The organism is Bacillus sp. FJAT-25509 (assembly GCF_001420605.1).
In the GTDB taxonomy this organism is placed as follows: Bacteria; Bacillota; Bacilli; order Bacillales; family Bacillaceae_G; genus Gottfriedia.
The window spans coordinates 52,152-66,795 of record NZ_LJIZ01000016.1; the positions used below are offsets into that span (position 1 = coordinate 52,152).

Sequence of the window (14,644 nt, forward strand, 5' to 3'; positions counted from 1 at the left end):
AACTAAAGCATTGCATTAATTCAATAATCGTTCCTATGGTTGTCTAATTAGATAACCTTTTTTTTACACAAAAAATCAACATTTAAATTTAACAGAGCCTAATAATAAAAGATGCACTCAAAACAGTGCTAATAGATTTAGAAATAGTAAAAAGCATCGATATAGTTATCAATGCTCCTCTTTTATTCTTATAATTGGGTCTTGGTCGTGAAATGCGATGCATATAGGAATAGAAATTTGATTAGGTAGCTCATTTAAAGCTCTTATGTAAGTTATAACTGTTCTTGCAACTAGGTAGATTGTTGTACCGATTGCTAATTTACTACGATCAAAACCATCTAGCTCATAAATTTCACCAAATTGTTCTAAACTTGGTCCTTCAATGTCCTCGATCCAATTACAAGCCCAATCATCATCACCGTCTTCTAACGGATTGTATTCTTCACAAATGTAAAATGCACTTTCCCAATTATTATCTAAATCATATTCAAAATATACTGCTTTGGAATCTAATTCAATAGCAATTTTTATTGACTGATCAAGTCCCATTTTCAATTCTTTTTTATAGTCGTTTAAATCAATTTGCCTTATTTTATTAGCCCTTTCAGTCCCCGCTAATTGCTTACATCTATTAAAATACTTCTCTTCAAGTTCCCCAAGGTTTCTCTCTTTTAGATCTACTTGCAATTCATCTAAATAGTCAAAAATATTCACACAATATTCCTCCAGTAGTTATTCCTTTTCGATTATAGCATCTATCTTTCTATCAAATCAGATGATTTAAAGTCTTTTCTTTAAACTTATTCGTTTCTAACCGAAACAAAAAAATGACAGTCCTTTAATATACCATTAGGTCTGTCATTTTTTTCGAGTTAATTTTCACTATACGTTATGATGATTTATTATTTAATTTTTTTATTTCTAATTGAGTGCCATTAGTCGGTAATTTTTTTACACTATATTTTCTTTGATCTGCATTTGGCAAAGGTAGTTTCAATATATTTATATTTTTATCGGCAATTTCGTCATTTTGATTTTTAATCTGAATGCGTTCTTTTACATTAGTCTTTTTTAAACCAATTTGATCAAAAGCTAAAAAACTAACACCTAAAAAAATGACAAATGTAGAAACAAAATATACAATTTTTTTCATATTATCCTCCTAACTTAATGCTTGTCCATCTTTAAGTTTAAGAGTATTTTATGAAATTTATTACGTTATTAGAACTTTATAGAAGTCTATTCTTTCTATTTAGATTTTGGAATTCCAAAGTCTATATTAAGTTAATATTGTATTTTTCTATTAAATCTTTAAAAGCTGGTCTTTCATTCCCATCTCTTCCTACAATATGTGTCGCTGTTATTAAAGAGTTTAAAACTGCTTCTTCTGTTGCTTCTCCTATTGCTCTAAATGCTAGATCAATATCTTCTTCGTGTATAGTCGGAACTGTAATGCAATGCGATGTTTTTTCATGAGGTATTTTGGTTGCAGTTGAAAAGCCAATTACGACTTCACCACTTCCCGTTGTAATAATTGAGCCTGTTCTTGATAAACCCGTAACTGTTCTTTTGATTATACGATTTAGCTGTCTTTCAGATACGGGTAGGTCCATTGCAACGATCATAATGATTGACCCCTTATCTTTTTCGTCTCGTTCTTTTAAGATAAAATCACGCAATTCTGCTCCAACAGGCTTTCCATTTACTTTTAAATCGCTTAAAATCCCAAAGTTAGATAAGACTAAAACACCCATTGTATAAGTACCATGTTCCATTTTCATAACTCGGGAAGCTGTACCAATCCCACCTTTTAGTGAATAACAAAGCATCCCCGTTCCTGCTCCAACAGTTCCTTCTTTCACATCTGTAGAAGCGTTACTTAATGCTTGAAAAACATGGTCTTTCGTAATAAATCTTGCTCGCACATCATTTAAAAGCATATCATTGCATTCGCATATTACTGGGTTAACAGTTCCTGTCGTACGACCTATTTCAGGATTATGATCTAACATATATTCTATTAAAGCGTCTGCGGCTGTTCCAATACTTAGTGTATTTGTTAAAATAATTGGCGTTTCGATGGTTCCTAGCTCATTAATCTGAATCGTTCCCATCGACTTACCAAACCCATTAATAACATGAGATGACGCGATTAACTTATCTTTAAATAGATTTCCTTGATGAGGAAATATTGCTGTAACGCCAGTTTGGATGTCATGATCACTGATCGTTACATGACCTACAGTAACTCCTTCAACATCCGTAATAGAATTTAGTTCCCCTGTTTCTAGATATCCAATATTAACACCATAATCTCTGATTCTTTTTTGACTCATTATAAATTCCCTCCAGCTTCCTATTCAAAAATTGTAGTAGCATTTAATTAAGTGATTTTAATTTCTAAAGTACAAAAAGCCCTTATTCAGAGCTTTTTAGTAAAAAAGAATGGTCTTCTTTTAAGAAATATCAATCACTTTCTGTTAATTTTATTTTCTCTTGATTGTCTTTAACTTTTAATGGGATATAAGTTAATGAAATTAACACTCCACTTATCATTAGTAATATCATCAATGAAGTGACTAAAAGTACGATTTTATTAGAAAATACTTTCATCATAAGTTGATTTCTCCTTTATGATTAATCTTACGAATTATTTTAACAGATTACTTAGAAAATTAGATACTTACTGATAAAAAATGTTCTCAATTTTTGCCCAGGATCAATACTCAACCTAAAAAGTATTTACCGGTTTATATAATTAATTACCTTGGAAATTATTACCACATGAGAAAATAGAACTATTCCCATTCCCTAACATATTTTATATAAACCTTGTTTTCTTGGTGGCATTGGCAAACAGGTACACTTCACTTTTATCTTCATGGTAAAAGTGATTTTTATTTAAAATTTATAAAAAAAAACACAAAGTAAAATATTACCCTGTGCTTTTAAATTCATCCTCTTATTTGATTACTTTATTCTTTTACTTTTTTTCCATTACAGCAAAATAATTTTGTTCATCATCAGCAAAGTTAAACACTCTTCCATTTGGCATTTCAACAATTTCACCAACAGTAACCTTTTTGTTTGTTAAATCACTATACATTTCATCAAGTTTATTTGTAAAAAACATTAAAGAAGGTGTACCTAGATTAAGAGATGGCTGCATTTTAGAAATTAATTCTTTATTATGAAGTACAATACTTGTTTCAGCATTATTTGAAGGTGCAACTTCAATCCATCTCATTCCTTGACCATTATTATTATCAGAAATCACAGTAAAGCCTACTTTCTCAGTCCAAAAGTTCACTGCTTCCTCTTGATTGTTAACATATACCATTACTTGACCAAGCATATTAATCATTTCATTCTCTCCTTAAAATAATTAGTAATTAGTTCATACAATAATTCTGACCATCCCAGTTAGAAAATAGAAGTGTTAGTAATAAAAATTTGAATACTATTCATTTCTAGATAATTTTTTGAACTCCTTTAATTCCTAAACTGCTCCTGTAATAGTTTTGTTAACTTTGAATCAAGTTTATATCCGTTTCCATTTTGCCAAAACATACTTTGCTTGTAATTTACTTCAAATTCCTCTTTTTTACCATCTTTCTCAATAAAAGCTAACCTTAAATCAGTGGATTCAATTTGTTGATCCTCGATCTTTTTTAATTTAAAACCTTTTTCGATTTTATTAATTAAATCATGATCTTTATCCGCCGAATAAATAATTGTATCTACGGAAGTAACACCAATGATACCAACAACTTTACTAGTTTTACTCTCTGTACTTGATTTCATAGAACAGCCAAATAAAAGGAATATACCACTTAAAACAATTAGAAGTTTTCTCATTAATCCTCCAAATTTTTTTCGATTACACAATAAAATTCAACGTCTTACTTATTACTCCTTTTAAACCATTAAATAATAATTAAAAAGATATATTAAGCATATGATATGCAATTTTATTTAGTAAAATTTTCCTACCAAAATGCAAAAAAAAGAGTTACTCTTGCAACTCTTTTTAGTAAAACAACATAAATTTATAATAAAAATTACTGATTAAATTTATCAAGTGTAAAATCATAATTGATTTCAATAAGTCCATCATTTAACGCAGTAAGAAACCTATTTACACCCTCAACTAATGTTTCTGTTTTAACGTATTCCGTAGGTTCAAACATTTGCCACACCGAATAAATTCCCCACTTGTCATCTCCTTTATATAGGAAATTCATAAGATCTTCATTTCGATTAATCGATTCATAATTCATATTTTCCTTTAAACCATTTTGTACATTTTGAACCCATTCACTTAATTGACTCGCAAACTCCGTAAGATTTAAATTCGGATCATGAAAAAATAATGAATCATTTAAATAGATATTTAATGACCCATCTATATATTTCCCAGTATTTGCAACATAAGCCGGTTCCGTAGGTATATAATCATTTAATATAAACAAAAATTTTATATTCATAAAATTCTCCTTTCGTATGTAGTTCAATCTTTATTTATGTATTTTAGTACTTAGTTTCTATTGTTTCCTATTTTTGGTATTTCCCTCATTTTTATTTTTCTTTTTTACCTTTTTATTTTCGATTGTAAATTTTAGTACGATCTGAAATCAAAAACTTCAAAGGTATCATTCTATAAATAGCAAACATAAAAAATAATATTAAAATCAATAAAAAGAAAAGTGGGATAACAATTGAATCAATTTATTACAGGGATAATTCAATCGATTCTTATATTAATTTTAGCCTTCGTGTTTATCTATAAATATTCAGATATTCGCACAAGAACGACTCATTTTGTTTGTCCTCGTTGTAGCAGTCGCTTTAAATTATCGAAATTAAATTTTGCTTTAGCATTTAAAACCGGCAAAGTAAATGAGCGGCTAGTTACATGTCCCGTTTGTGGTCATAGAGATCGAATGCCAATAGTAAATGATTAAAACTATATTACTTTTTCGCCCTATATGTATTAATTTATAGTTTATTTATTCGAAGTAAGACTAAACCTTATACTAATGAAGGTTATTCTTACTTTCTTTTTTATTAAAATGTAGAAAGGAATTATTTAAAATGCATGAACAGATTGATGAATTAACTTTATTATTATTATATTTAACATCATTTGAAGAAAAAATAGAACTAGGTGAAACTACACTCAGAAGTTGGAAAGGATATCCTTTCGATACATTAAATAAATTAGCGAATAATAATCTCATATTTTTTAGTAATCGTGCAAAATCAGTTTACATAACAGAAGATGGAATAGAATTAGCAAACAAATCATTGCAGAAATATAGTATCAATTTGCAGTAACCACTACTTCTATCGCTTTACTTTAAAAGCAAATAAAAAAAGAGGATATTTTTATCCTCTTTAATAAATTTAAATCTGAACCCTAACTAAATAACGTGAAAAAGTGATTGGCAATCCTTCATTAGTTGTATTTTGTTCAAATATTCGTTTTACTTCCGCCAAATTATTTTCTATTATATCTTTTAATAGCGATTGTTTTTGGCCGAAGCATCTTAGTTTTAAAACATCAAGCGGCGTATGTAAAAATTCAAAACTATTAATAACTTCTATTTCTACACTTTCAAACTTACTTAGTTCAACTCTTTGTTTTATCGTTTTTAAAATTGGTTTCTCACTATTAATTGATTCAAAAAAATTAGGAAATAATCTAGGTAGTTCAGTTCCTAATTCATCACCAGGATGCAGTCCAAGGATTTTGCCTCCTTTTTTTACTACTCTTTTAAGTTCTTGATAAGCTGATGTAGGTCCTTTTCTGTTATATGCACAATCAAACTGTTCCGATTCAAAAGGCAATCGATTTTTTGTGCTACCAACAATAAAAGACACATTTTGTTTTTTCGTTTCATTTCCACTTTTTATAAAATCATTTGTAAGATCAAATCCTACAATCTTTTTCGCTTTTTCACTACATTTAATGGTGAAATCTCCATGTCCACACCCTACATCTAATACAATTTGATTATTAATCATTTCAAATACTTCATTATTAAAAATTAACTCCCCATTCGGCTCTGTAATTGTTGAATTCCAAGGATATGTGTATTCCCCATATATTTTACCTATTTGTTCGTACCATTTTGTTGAATGAGGTGTTACCCAATCTCTATGTAATGAAGGATCTATTAATTTCATAAATATAAATTCTCCTTTACTCATAATCAGAATCATTACTATTCATCACTTTATGAAAAATTCCTTCTTACATAAGGTATATCCCCTAATCCATTTGACTTATTGATTAATTCTGTAGATTTCGCGAGCGATCGATTCAATTATATAGACCACTGGAACTTGAGTAGTTATATTTGCTTTTTCAAAATACTCTTCTGTTACATAATAGGGAATATTTAGATCAGAAATTTTGGCTATTGTTGATAATTTGTTGTTCGTAATGCTTATAATTTTACAACCTTCTTGTTTAAGTAAATTCAGATGATTTACTGTGAAAATAGTTTCTCCAGAGACTGACAAAGCAATTGTTATACTATTTTTTGTTAATTTAGAATGAATCGGGAAATGAGGGTCTTTTATATAAAGGGAGAATTTTCCTAAACTTGAAAAGTACCTCGAACCATATTCAGCAAGAATACCTGAGCTACCTATTCCAATAAAAATTACATTTTCAGCTTTGTTTATTTCAATAGCAGCCTCTTTAACTTTCTCTTCTAAATCCCCTTTTAAAGATCTCTCAAAAAATTCCACTAGCGAATGTTGTGCACTTTTTACGAAGGTCCGTTTCTCCTCTTCCAAATACATTTTTAACTTTACTTTAAATTCAGTAAAACCGTCGCAATTTAGTTTCCTACAAAAACGTAAAATTGTTGAAGTTGAAACATGGGTTTCATCTGCAATTTCACGTATACGCATATAAGCGACTTTTTCCATATTTTGTGAAATGTAATTATATAATGATAACTCTAACTCATTAAAAGACGCGATTTGATCATTTGAAAACATTTTAGTTCGTTCTCCTTTTATTACTAGGTGCTAAATATATTTAATCTATTTTATCTTAACATACAAAATAAAAAACACAGCGTTACATGTATGAAACAATTATTTACTTTTGTGAATAAAAACTAGATTCCATTCACTTATTTACTAACATCTCCGTTAACGTTATGATTCGATTATATTCTCATTAATTAAAAATATGGATTTATGTAAACTACTAAAAAGAAATTAGGAGGTAAAAAAATGAAACAATCTAAATTTCCTAAAGATTTTTTATGGGGTGGCGCTACGGCTGCCAATCAAATGGAAGGTGGATTTTATGAAGGGGATAAAGGTTTAAATATAGCCGATGTTCTTCCTGGTGGGAAGGAAAGACTGAATATTTTACAGTCACCCGGATTCAATTTCGAGATAGATCGTTCAAAGTATGATTATCCAAACCATGAAGGAATAGACTTCTATCACCGCTATAAAGAAGATATTGCTTTATTTGCGGAAATGGGTTTTAAAGTATTCCGAATGTCAATTGCTTGGACAAGAATTTTTCCAAATGGAAATGAATTAGTAGCAAATGAAGATGGATTGGCTTTCTATGACCGTGTTTTTGACGAGCTTCACAAATATGGCATTGAACCAGTTGTGACAATTTCACACTATGAAATGCCAGTAAATCTTGTAAAACAATATGGTGGTTGGCGAAACCGAGAAGTAGTAACATTCTTTGAAAGATACGTAAACGCAATCTTCAATCGTTATAAAGACAAAGTAAAATATTGGATGACTTTTAATGAAATTAATAGTGGATTAATTATGCCAATAATGGGGCTTGGTTTTTCGATAAAAGAAGAAAAAGATAAATACCAACCAACATTTCAGGCGTTTCATCATCAATTTGTTGCAAGTAGTATTGCTGTCAAAGCTTGTCATGAGATTATTCCAAATTCTCAAATTGGATGTATGATTTTATATGCTCCAGTTTATTCTTTTGATTCGAATCCTAACAACGTAATGTATGCCCTTGAAGAAGAACGCTTTTTTAATTACTTCTGTGCAGACGTTCAGGTTCGTGGCGAGTATCCGTCATTTATTAATCGCTTCTTTAAAGAAAACAATATTAATATTGAAATGCATGATGGGGATTTAGAATTAATTAAAGAAGGTACTGTTGACTATATTGGGTTCAGTTATTATATGTCTAGAACCGAGAAAAAGGAAAAATTCGACTTAGAAAGCTCACAAGGAAATCTAATTGGAGGAGTTAAAAATCCTTTCCTAAAAGCAAGTGACTGGGGCTGGGAAATCGATCCAGTAGGTTTACGAATTAGTTTAAATCAATTGTATGACCGTTACCAAGTACCACTATTTGTTGTAGAAAATGGCCTAGGGGCATATGACAAAGTAGAAGATGATGGAACAATTAATGATTATTATCGAATTGATTATTTACGTGAGCACATTAATGCGATGGGAGAAGCCATTCAAGATGGTGTTAAATTGATGGGTTATACTAGCTGGGGTTGCATAGATCTTGTTAGTGCATCATCAGGTGAGTTCTCAAAACGTTATGGTTTCATTTATGTTGATAAACATGACGACGGTAGTGGAACATTAGAACGAAAAAAGAAAAAATCATTCTTCTGGTACAAAGACGTAATTGCTTCAAATGGAGATCAACTATAATATTAAAAAAGGAACTTCATCAAATTTGAAGTTCCTTTCTTTTATATAAGTTAGATGTAACTTTTTACTTTTAAATTTTTTAGTTAGACTAATAACTGCTTATTCATTTTCAATTTTTACCATTAATTTACCATCTTCATAAATAGTTAAGTAAACAGTATCACCAAGTTTCAATGGAGGGTTAGTTTTATTGTCTACTATTTCTTTTTCCATAAATCCGTATTTCTCAGAATCATCACAAACTATTTGATACTGACTTTTATTATTTGTTTTTGCAAGGTCGACAACTTCGCAAACTCGAGTTTTTAAATTTGAATCTACTTTAATTAATTCTTGTTTATTAACTAGTGTAATTATACTTTTTGATTTAGGAATTTTGATAATATTGGGATGTGCTTTAGCGTGATTAAAATTAATAATAGAAATAGATATGATTATTCCGAGGGTGAAGATAAACGTAGCTAAGATAATTACTGAAGTTTTCAAATTTTCGATATTTTCTTTCTCCAATAAACTACACCTCATCTTTTTATTATCTATATTCCCTAAATTAAAATGAAATCCTTCTTTCTATTACCTTAATCTACTTTAGAATAATAAAAATAAAGGCCTTTTACATCGTAAAATGCAAAAGGCCTTTAACTTTTATAATGCTTTTAATCGTTCGATTCGTTTTTCTAATGGTGGATGCGTTGAGAATAATCTTGCAAATTTCTCTTTACCGCTAATTTTAAAAGCTGCAATCGATTTTTGACGATCATCAACTAATCTAATATTTCGACTTAATGATTCTAAAGCATAAATCATATTGTCTTTTCCACCAAGCTCTGCCGCATACCTGTCTGCCTTAAACTCCCTTTTTCTTGAATGCCAGAAAATAATTGGACTACTTAAAATACTAAATACGATCTCAAATACTACTGAACAAAGAAAATAAACAACATAAGATAACTCTTCTCTTACAAAATTAGAAACAATTTTTGCCACTAAACGGGAGAAGAAAACGACAAAAGTATTAATTACACCTTGTAATAATGTTGTAGTAACCATATCTCCATTTTTTATATGGGCAATTTCATGTGCTAAAACACCACTAATTGCTGGACGATCCATTGTCTCAATCATTCCACTAGAAACAGCTACTAAAGATCGTCTTTTACTAGGTCCTGTAGCAAAAGCATTAACCTCTACTGAATCATAAACTCCTACTTGTGGCATCTTTTTTAAACCAGCAAGTTTTGCTAAACGATATGTCTCCTCTAGCACAAAATTAAATCGTTCATTTTGTGGAGAACGAGGATCAATTAATTTTACACCCATAACCCATTTAGCCATTATACGAGAGAATAACAATGAAATAATCGCTCCACTAAATCCTGCAATTACACTAAATGCAAGTAGTGTCCAGTATCCCCCATTACCAATATATCGAGGTACACCTAATAATGTTGTAATCGTAGTAATTGTAATTAAAACTAAAATATTAACAAAAATAAAGAAAGAAATACGTTTAAACAAAATCGTTCCTCCCAAACTAAATACTTGAAAGACCCCTATATTTAACTTTTATTCTTAAATATAGAGTCTACTTTCTTATACAATCCAAGAACACAATTAATTTCTTAAACTTATATTCATTCATTCTACTATATAATTCGAAATTTGTTATCTTAGATTTCTCAAATTTTATTACTTATGAAAGTTTGTTAGATTTTCTCCAAATTAAAGTAAATAATAGGATTAAAATCCCTACTGAAAATCCAATTATTTGAGCTAATAAAAGCTCACCCGTTTTAATTAAATGAATGATAAAAGTCCCGCCAAAAATAATGATGATTAATAATGATAGTTGAAGCATATAATTATTAATTTTCATCTATTCACCTACACTATTTAAATATACTATTTAAATATACTATTTTTCATTTACAAGCCATTAGCACTACTTAGAAAATATTACGTCCCATCATACAAACCAAAAGAACTATGAAAATCCATTATAAATGTCATCTTCTTTATTTATTTTAAGCATATTTGAAAAAAATGACAAATGGACAACTTCTGCAATCATAGGATTAATTGATTAAGACTTTGAAAATATGATTTGGGAGGGAAGGATTTGCTAAGAAAATGGCTTACTGTTTTAATTTTAACCTGTCTTATGATTGTTGGTATTGGTATAAAACCTACCCAGGCAGCTACAAGTCAATTCATTATTATTAATAAATCAACAAACCAATTAGCTTACTATGAAAATGGTAAACTTTACAAAGTTTTTAAGGTAGCTACTGGTAAAAGTCAATCTCTTACGCCAGAAGGAAAGTTTAAAATTGTAAATAAGATTGTAAATAGACCTTACTATAAAGGTCACATCCCTGGCGGTGATCCAAGAAATCCACTCGGAAAACGTTGGCTTGGATTAAATGCCCGTGGTACATGGGGAACGACATATGCTATCCACGGTAATAACAATACAAGTTCGATTGGAAAGTATGTAAGTCATGGATGTATTAGAATGTACAATAATGAAGTCGAATGGCTTTTTAATAAGGTTAAATTAAGTACACCTGTAGTCATTACTTCTTCAAGTAAATCCTTTGACTCAATAGCAATTGCAAACGGGTATAAGGTAACAAGTAGTAATGGTGGTTCAAACGCTGTTATCCCAAGTGGAACTGTATTAAAAAAGGGAAATAGTGGTACTACAGTTAAAAAACTTCAACAAAAGCTAACAGCTCTCGGCTATAGTACAAAAGGGATCGATGGTATCTTTGGGAACAACACAGACCAAGCCGTGCGCAAATTTCAAAAAGACCGGCATTTAACAGTAGATGGTATTGTAGGACCTGCTACGATTAAAGCACTTGGTGGATTATAAGCTCGGCTTTTAATAGAGGATATTCCTCTATTTTTTTTATACATATCTTTTAGTTTTCAAGCTTTGTTCACCTTTACCCAATTTACAATATTATCTAGTAACTTCAATGAATATAGTTTATTCTCCTTTGTCGTAGAAGAAGTTAAACTTTCAAATATAGTTGCTATATTTTCTTCAATATTAATAGATTTTATAACATGTACATAATTAGGTGCAAACTGTTTAAGAGATTGTTTACAAAATAATACTAATAATAGAATAATATATTTTTATCTATCAACTATATTACCACTTAAAAAATCTGAATAGCTTTTTTGCCCCAAAAATACAAATGTATCTTTTATTTTTATTAGTAAAAAGATCTTCTAATGAAAGAAGATCCTTAATAGGAAAGCTAATTGTAATATTACCTTAATCAAATTGTAGTCGAAATAAATACTGTGTAAATTGCACTTTGAGTAATTTGAGGTGTAATATACAATGAAATTGCATTATTTCTGGCAACTGGGTTTCCAGCAATCGTACTAGTCCAAGTGACAGTAGCTGTTGATGTAACTGGATTAGGATTGAAAATAATTACAGGCTGTGCACCTACATCATTTGGTGTGATAGAAAATATAATTGTTCCAGTTAAGGTATTTGGGACATTTAAAGTAATAGTAGACACTATTTGACCTGCAGCTGGTGCTGAAAGATTAATAGGAACATTATTACAAACTTGAATATTATAAGTTCCCACTGCTAGATTATTTACATTTATAGAGCTTGAAAGACCAACAATACTACCTGTACCTGCAGTTACATATGGAATAGTAATAGAATCTGCACCAGGAGATCCAGCAATTCGTTGAAATCCTGCGTTAGTACCACCAAATATAATCGCTTTCGAATTAGATCCTGAAATCCCGGTTGCTCCGGTTGTGCCAGTTGCACCTGTTCGACCTGTTGGGCCTGTTACTCCCGTTGCTCCCGTTGCCCCAGTTGCTCCTGTTGGGCCGGTTGCTCCCGTTGGGCCTGTTACTCCTGTTGCTCCCGTTGCCCCGGTTGTTCCCGTTCTTGTTGCTCCCGTTATGCCAGTTGCTCCTGTTGGGCCTGTTACTCCTGTTGCTCCCGTATTACCTTTTTTTCCTCTCTTTCCTTCCTCACCTCTTGGCCCCCTTGGACCTCTTGGACCTCGACAACAACAGCAACAACATTTTTTACAACAATCACAATCATTTTTACACTTCTTACAATCACATTTTTTCTTTTTCTCTTTCTCTTCTTTTTTTAAATGATCTTTTGAACCATTGCAACAACAACACTTTTTGCATTTGTGGTAATCATTACAATGGCAATCACATTTTTTTTATCTTCTTTACCCAAAAAATCACCTATTTCAATATCTTTTAGGCTAGTCCTCGGATGATATATTCCTAGTTACTTACAACTTAAGATATGTATTTTTTCATTTTTTAGTTAGTTCATCAGTCTAAACGTCTAATATAAGATTTAATAAATTCTCTAAATGTAAAAATTTATCAACGTTTCTTTGAGTGTAAACACTCGTTCCCATAAAAAAAAGACTACCTAAGCAGCCTTTCGTTGTAATCATACACTATTCTATAATGAACACAATTATCTTTAACTTTTTTGAATTCTCTTTACCTAGTAATATAAAATCTCTGAAGTAAATTAATAGATCAGTTAATAGAATATTTAACTAGATTAGTATAATTAATATAATGAAAATTAAAATTTTTATTTACACCGGTTAAGAACTTTGACTAATTTAGTATTTTTTTAATAAACTATTCACTTTTCAAAATTAACTTTCTTACATTGTGTTTAGTAATAGATTTTAAATTCTTTATTTACAAACCATCTATTCAATTTTTAGTTGTCTTTTTATTTTGATTCTAAGTTTTATTTTTTTATGTTGTAAATAGTGTAAGAAATTCAAGGCGAAAATTCCTATTCTCAACTGGATTATTTAACCGTATAATGATTGTTGATTAACAATATTTGGTTCATTAGGTAAATATAATCTAATATTTCAATAACCAAATCAATGAACGATACAAAGGAGTACAAAAATGAAAAAACTAAGTTTAGTCCTAGCAACATTCTTACTTGTTGGGTGTAGTAACAATGCGTATGATAATGCGATGAAGAAGGCAAATGACGCTTTATTAGATGGCGAGTATGACAAAGCTCAAGTAGCTTATGAATTAGCTTTAGAAGAAAAACCAGATGATGCTAAAACAAAAGGAATATACGTAAAACTGGTGAAATTTAATAAAGTGAAAGATTTATTCAAACAACAAAATTGGGATAAAACAATTAAAGAAGGTAATGAATTATTAAACAAAAAATCTTTACCAAATTACTTAAAAACTGAGTTAACAGCGATGGTTAATAATGCTACTGATAAGGTGGACGAGTCTAAAACGGTAGCAAGTACAACTACTGATGAAACTTCCTCACATACAGACGACTCAAATGGTTCTACTGATACAACTCAACTTGTTCAAACGAATGAGCAAAATAGCACTGAGACGGGCGAAGTTGAAAATAACAAACTAAATCTTCAACAAACATATCTAACAAAATTAAATGACATTGAAGCAAGTATGACTGATTTGGATAGTCTATATAAAAGCGGCATAACCAAAGATATGGTAGAAGCTGAAGGAGAAAAATTAAATCGATGGGATACGGCATTAAATGAAATTTATCAGGTTTTAATGCGAGAACTGCCATCTTCTGAAGCTTCTAAACTAAAGGTTGAAGAAAGGGCATGGGTTAAAGAAAAAGAACGTATTGCTACAAATGAAGCTGCAGAGTACAAAGGCGGAACTTTTGAAAATGTACAATATATGAATTCACTTGCAAGATTAACCAAAGAAAGAGCGTATGAATTGGTAAATTCGTATATGATTTAAGAGTTTAAAAGTGGGGTGTTTTATAAATGTTTGAACCAAATGTAATATCAGATTTTCTTAAAAAATCTTGAAGAAGAACAAGAAAAGATAATGAGTGGGAGAACAAAATAGCACAGTACCATTCAGGTGAAATAATTAGTACCCATTATGA

General features: G+C 30.2%; 19 protein-coding genes. 6 read left to right on the top strand and 13 right to left on the bottom strand.

What is annotated here, in order from left to right:
- Nucleotides 1–168 precede the first annotated feature (168 nt).
- From AN960_RS09535 to AN960_RS09560, 7 genes are all read right to left on the bottom strand, one after another.
- Complete coding sequence (locus AN960_RS09535) at nucleotides 169–714, bottom strand: hypothetical protein (protein WP_056470201.1); 546 nt, start codon at nucleotides 712–714, stop codon at nucleotides 169–171.
- Nucleotides 715–889: 175 nt separating this feature from the next.
- Nucleotides 890–1,153: a hypothetical protein gene (locus AN960_RS09540; protein WP_056470204.1), complete on the bottom strand. Its 264-nt coding sequence runs from the start codon at nucleotides 1,151–1,153 to the stop codon at nucleotides 890–892.
- Nucleotides 1,154–1,274: 121 nt separating this feature from the next.
- Nucleotides 1,275–2,336, bottom strand: a complete 1,062-nt coding sequence (locus AN960_RS09545) for a DmpA family aminopeptidase (RefSeq protein ID WP_056470209.1) — start codon at nucleotides 2,334–2,336, stop codon at nucleotides 1,275–1,277.
- A 130-nt stretch (nucleotides 2,337–2,466) separates the two neighbouring features.
- Nucleotides 2,467–2,616, bottom strand: coding sequence for a hypothetical protein (locus tag AN960_RS24425; RefSeq protein ID WP_156339657.1), 150 nt, complete (start codon nucleotides 2,614–2,616; stop codon nucleotides 2,467–2,469).
- Nucleotides 2,617–2,983: 367 nt separating this feature from the next.
- Nucleotides 2,984–3,364: a VOC family protein gene (locus tag AN960_RS09550; protein WP_056470212.1), complete on the bottom strand. Its 381-nt coding sequence runs from the start codon at nucleotides 3,362–3,364 to the stop codon at nucleotides 2,984–2,986.
- A gap of 128 nt (nucleotides 3,365–3,492) precedes the next feature.
- Nucleotides 3,493–3,858 carry a hypothetical protein gene (locus AN960_RS09555; RefSeq protein WP_056470216.1) on the bottom strand — a complete coding sequence of 122 codons (366 nt, stop codon included), beginning with the start codon at nucleotides 3,856–3,858 and terminating at the stop codon, nucleotides 3,493–3,495.
- A 203-nt stretch (nucleotides 3,859–4,061) separates the two neighbouring features.
- Nucleotides 4,062–4,487 (bottom strand): DUF7878 domain-containing protein, encoded by a 426-nt coding sequence (locus AN960_RS09560; protein WP_056470217.1) that lies wholly within the window; start codon nucleotides 4,485–4,487, stop codon nucleotides 4,062–4,064.
- A gap of 231 nt (nucleotides 4,488–4,718) precedes the next feature.
- Here AN960_RS09560 and AN960_RS24430 point away from each other — a divergent pair, with 231 nt between their 5' ends.
- Nucleotides 4,719–4,964, top strand: coding sequence for a hypothetical protein (locus AN960_RS24430; protein WP_156339658.1), 246 nt, complete (start codon nucleotides 4,719–4,721; stop codon nucleotides 4,962–4,964).
- A 130-nt stretch (nucleotides 4,965–5,094) separates the two neighbouring features.
- Nucleotides 5,095–5,337 (top strand): DUF6429 family protein, encoded by a 243-nt coding sequence (locus AN960_RS09565; protein WP_056470218.1) that lies wholly within the window; start codon nucleotides 5,095–5,097, stop codon nucleotides 5,335–5,337.
- 69 nt (nucleotides 5,338–5,406) lie between these two features.
- Here AN960_RS09565 and AN960_RS09570 read toward each other — a convergent pair whose 3' ends face one another.
- Nucleotides 5,407–6,189, bottom strand: coding sequence for a class I SAM-dependent methyltransferase (locus AN960_RS09570; RefSeq protein WP_286131677.1), 783 nt, complete (start codon nucleotides 6,187–6,189; stop codon nucleotides 5,407–5,409).
- 99 nt (nucleotides 6,190–6,288) lie between these two features.
- Nucleotides 6,289–7,014 carry a MurR/RpiR family transcriptional regulator gene (locus tag AN960_RS09575; RefSeq protein ID WP_056470219.1) on the bottom strand — a complete coding sequence of 242 codons (726 nt, stop codon included), beginning with the start codon at nucleotides 7,012–7,014 and terminating at the stop codon, nucleotides 6,289–6,291.
- A 240-nt stretch (nucleotides 7,015–7,254) separates the two neighbouring features.
- Here AN960_RS09575 and AN960_RS09580 point away from each other — a divergent pair, with 240 nt between their 5' ends.
- Nucleotides 7,255–8,691 carry a glycoside hydrolase family 1 protein gene (locus AN960_RS09580; protein ID WP_056470222.1) on the top strand — a complete coding sequence of 479 codons (1,437 nt, stop codon included), beginning with the start codon at nucleotides 7,255–7,257 and terminating at the stop codon, nucleotides 8,689–8,691.
- A 99-nt stretch (nucleotides 8,692–8,790) separates the two neighbouring features.
- On the opposite strand, the gene AN960_RS09585 is transcribed toward AN960_RS09580, so the two are convergent.
- The 3 genes from AN960_RS09585 to AN960_RS09595 all read right to left on the bottom strand — a co-directional run bounded on the left by AN960_RS09585 (nucleotide 8,791) and on the right by AN960_RS09595 (nucleotide 10,567).
- Nucleotides 8,791–9,201 (bottom strand): hypothetical protein, encoded by a 411-nt coding sequence (locus AN960_RS09585; protein ID WP_056470223.1) that lies wholly within the window; start codon nucleotides 9,199–9,201, stop codon nucleotides 8,791–8,793.
- Nucleotides 9,202–9,336: 135 nt separating this feature from the next.
- Entirely contained in the window at nucleotides 9,337–10,209 is an 873-nt protein-coding gene (htpX, locus tag AN960_RS09590) for a protease HtpX (protein WP_056470226.1), read from the bottom strand.
- A 175-nt stretch (nucleotides 10,210–10,384) separates the two neighbouring features.
- Nucleotides 10,385–10,567, bottom strand: coding sequence for a hypothetical protein (locus AN960_RS09595; RefSeq protein WP_056470229.1), 183 nt, complete (start codon nucleotides 10,565–10,567; stop codon nucleotides 10,385–10,387).
- Between the two features lie 243 nt (nucleotides 10,568–10,810).
- Here AN960_RS09595 and AN960_RS09600 point away from each other — a divergent pair, with 243 nt between their 5' ends.
- Nucleotides 10,811–11,569 carry a L,D-transpeptidase family protein gene (locus AN960_RS09600; protein WP_286131678.1) on the top strand — a complete coding sequence of 253 codons (759 nt, stop codon included), beginning with the start codon at nucleotides 10,811–10,813 and terminating at the stop codon, nucleotides 11,567–11,569.
- 415 nt (nucleotides 11,570–11,984) lie between these two features.
- Here AN960_RS09600 and AN960_RS25035 read toward each other — a convergent pair whose 3' ends face one another.
- The gene (locus tag AN960_RS25035; protein ID WP_286131679.1) at nucleotides 11,985–12,236 is read right to left on the bottom strand and encodes a hypothetical protein; all 252 of its coding nucleotides are present in this window, start codon (nucleotides 12,234–12,236) and stop codon (nucleotides 11,985–11,987) included.
- 253 nt (nucleotides 12,237–12,489) lie between these two features.
- Between AN960_RS25035 and AN960_RS25040 the strand changes: the two genes are divergently transcribed.
- Entirely contained in the window at nucleotides 12,490–12,846 is a 357-nt protein-coding gene (locus AN960_RS25040) for a hypothetical protein (protein ID WP_286131680.1), read from the top strand.
- Nucleotides 12,847–13,644: 798 nt separating this feature from the next.
- Nucleotides 13,645–14,493, top strand: a complete 849-nt coding sequence (locus AN960_RS09615; protein ID WP_056470231.1) for a lysozyme inhibitor LprI family protein — start codon at nucleotides 13,645–13,647, stop codon at nucleotides 14,491–14,493.
- Nucleotides 14,494–14,644: the final 151 nt, after the last annotated feature.

Coding starts and splice junctions, on each gene's coding strand:
- AN960_RS09540 (WP_056470204.1), bottom strand. CDS start 1,153: ATGAAAAAAATTGTATATTTTGTTTCTACATTTGTCATTTTTTTAGGT.
- AN960_RS09545 (WP_056470209.1), bottom strand. CDS start 2,336: ATGAGTCAAAAAAGAATCAGAGATTATGGTGTTAATATTGGATATCTA.
- AN960_RS24425 (WP_156339657.1), bottom strand. CDS start 2,616: ATGATGAAAGTATTTTCTAATAAAATCGTACTTTTAGTCACTTCATTG.
- AN960_RS09550 (WP_056470212.1), bottom strand. CDS start 3,364: ATGATTAATATGCTTGGTCAAGTAATGGTATATGTTAACAATCAAGAG.
- AN960_RS09555 (WP_056470216.1), bottom strand. CDS start 3,858: ATGAGAAAACTTCTAATTGTTTTAAGTGGTATATTCCTTTTATTTGGC.
- AN960_RS09560 (WP_056470217.1), bottom strand. CDS start 4,487: ATGAATATAAAATTTTTGTTTATATTAAATGATTATATACCTACGGAA.
- AN960_RS09565 (WP_056470218.1), top strand. CDS start 5,095: ATGCATGAACAGATTGATGAATTAACTTTATTATTATTATATTTAACA.
- AN960_RS09570 (WP_286131677.1), bottom strand. CDS start 6,189: ATGAAATTAATAGATCCTTCATTACATAGAGATTGGGTAACACCTCAT.
- AN960_RS09575 (WP_056470219.1), bottom strand. CDS start 7,014: ATGTTTTCAAATGATCAAATCGCGTCTTTTAATGAGTTAGAGTTATCA.
- AN960_RS09580 (WP_056470222.1), top strand. CDS start 7,255: ATGAAACAATCTAAATTTCCTAAAGATTTTTTATGGGGTGGCGCTACG.
- AN960_RS09595 (WP_056470229.1), bottom strand. CDS start 10,567: ATGAAAATTAATAATTATATGCTTCAACTATCATTATTAATCATCATT.
- AN960_RS09615 (WP_056470231.1), top strand. CDS start 13,645: ATGAAAAAACTAAGTTTAGTCCTAGCAACATTCTTACTTGTTGGGTGT.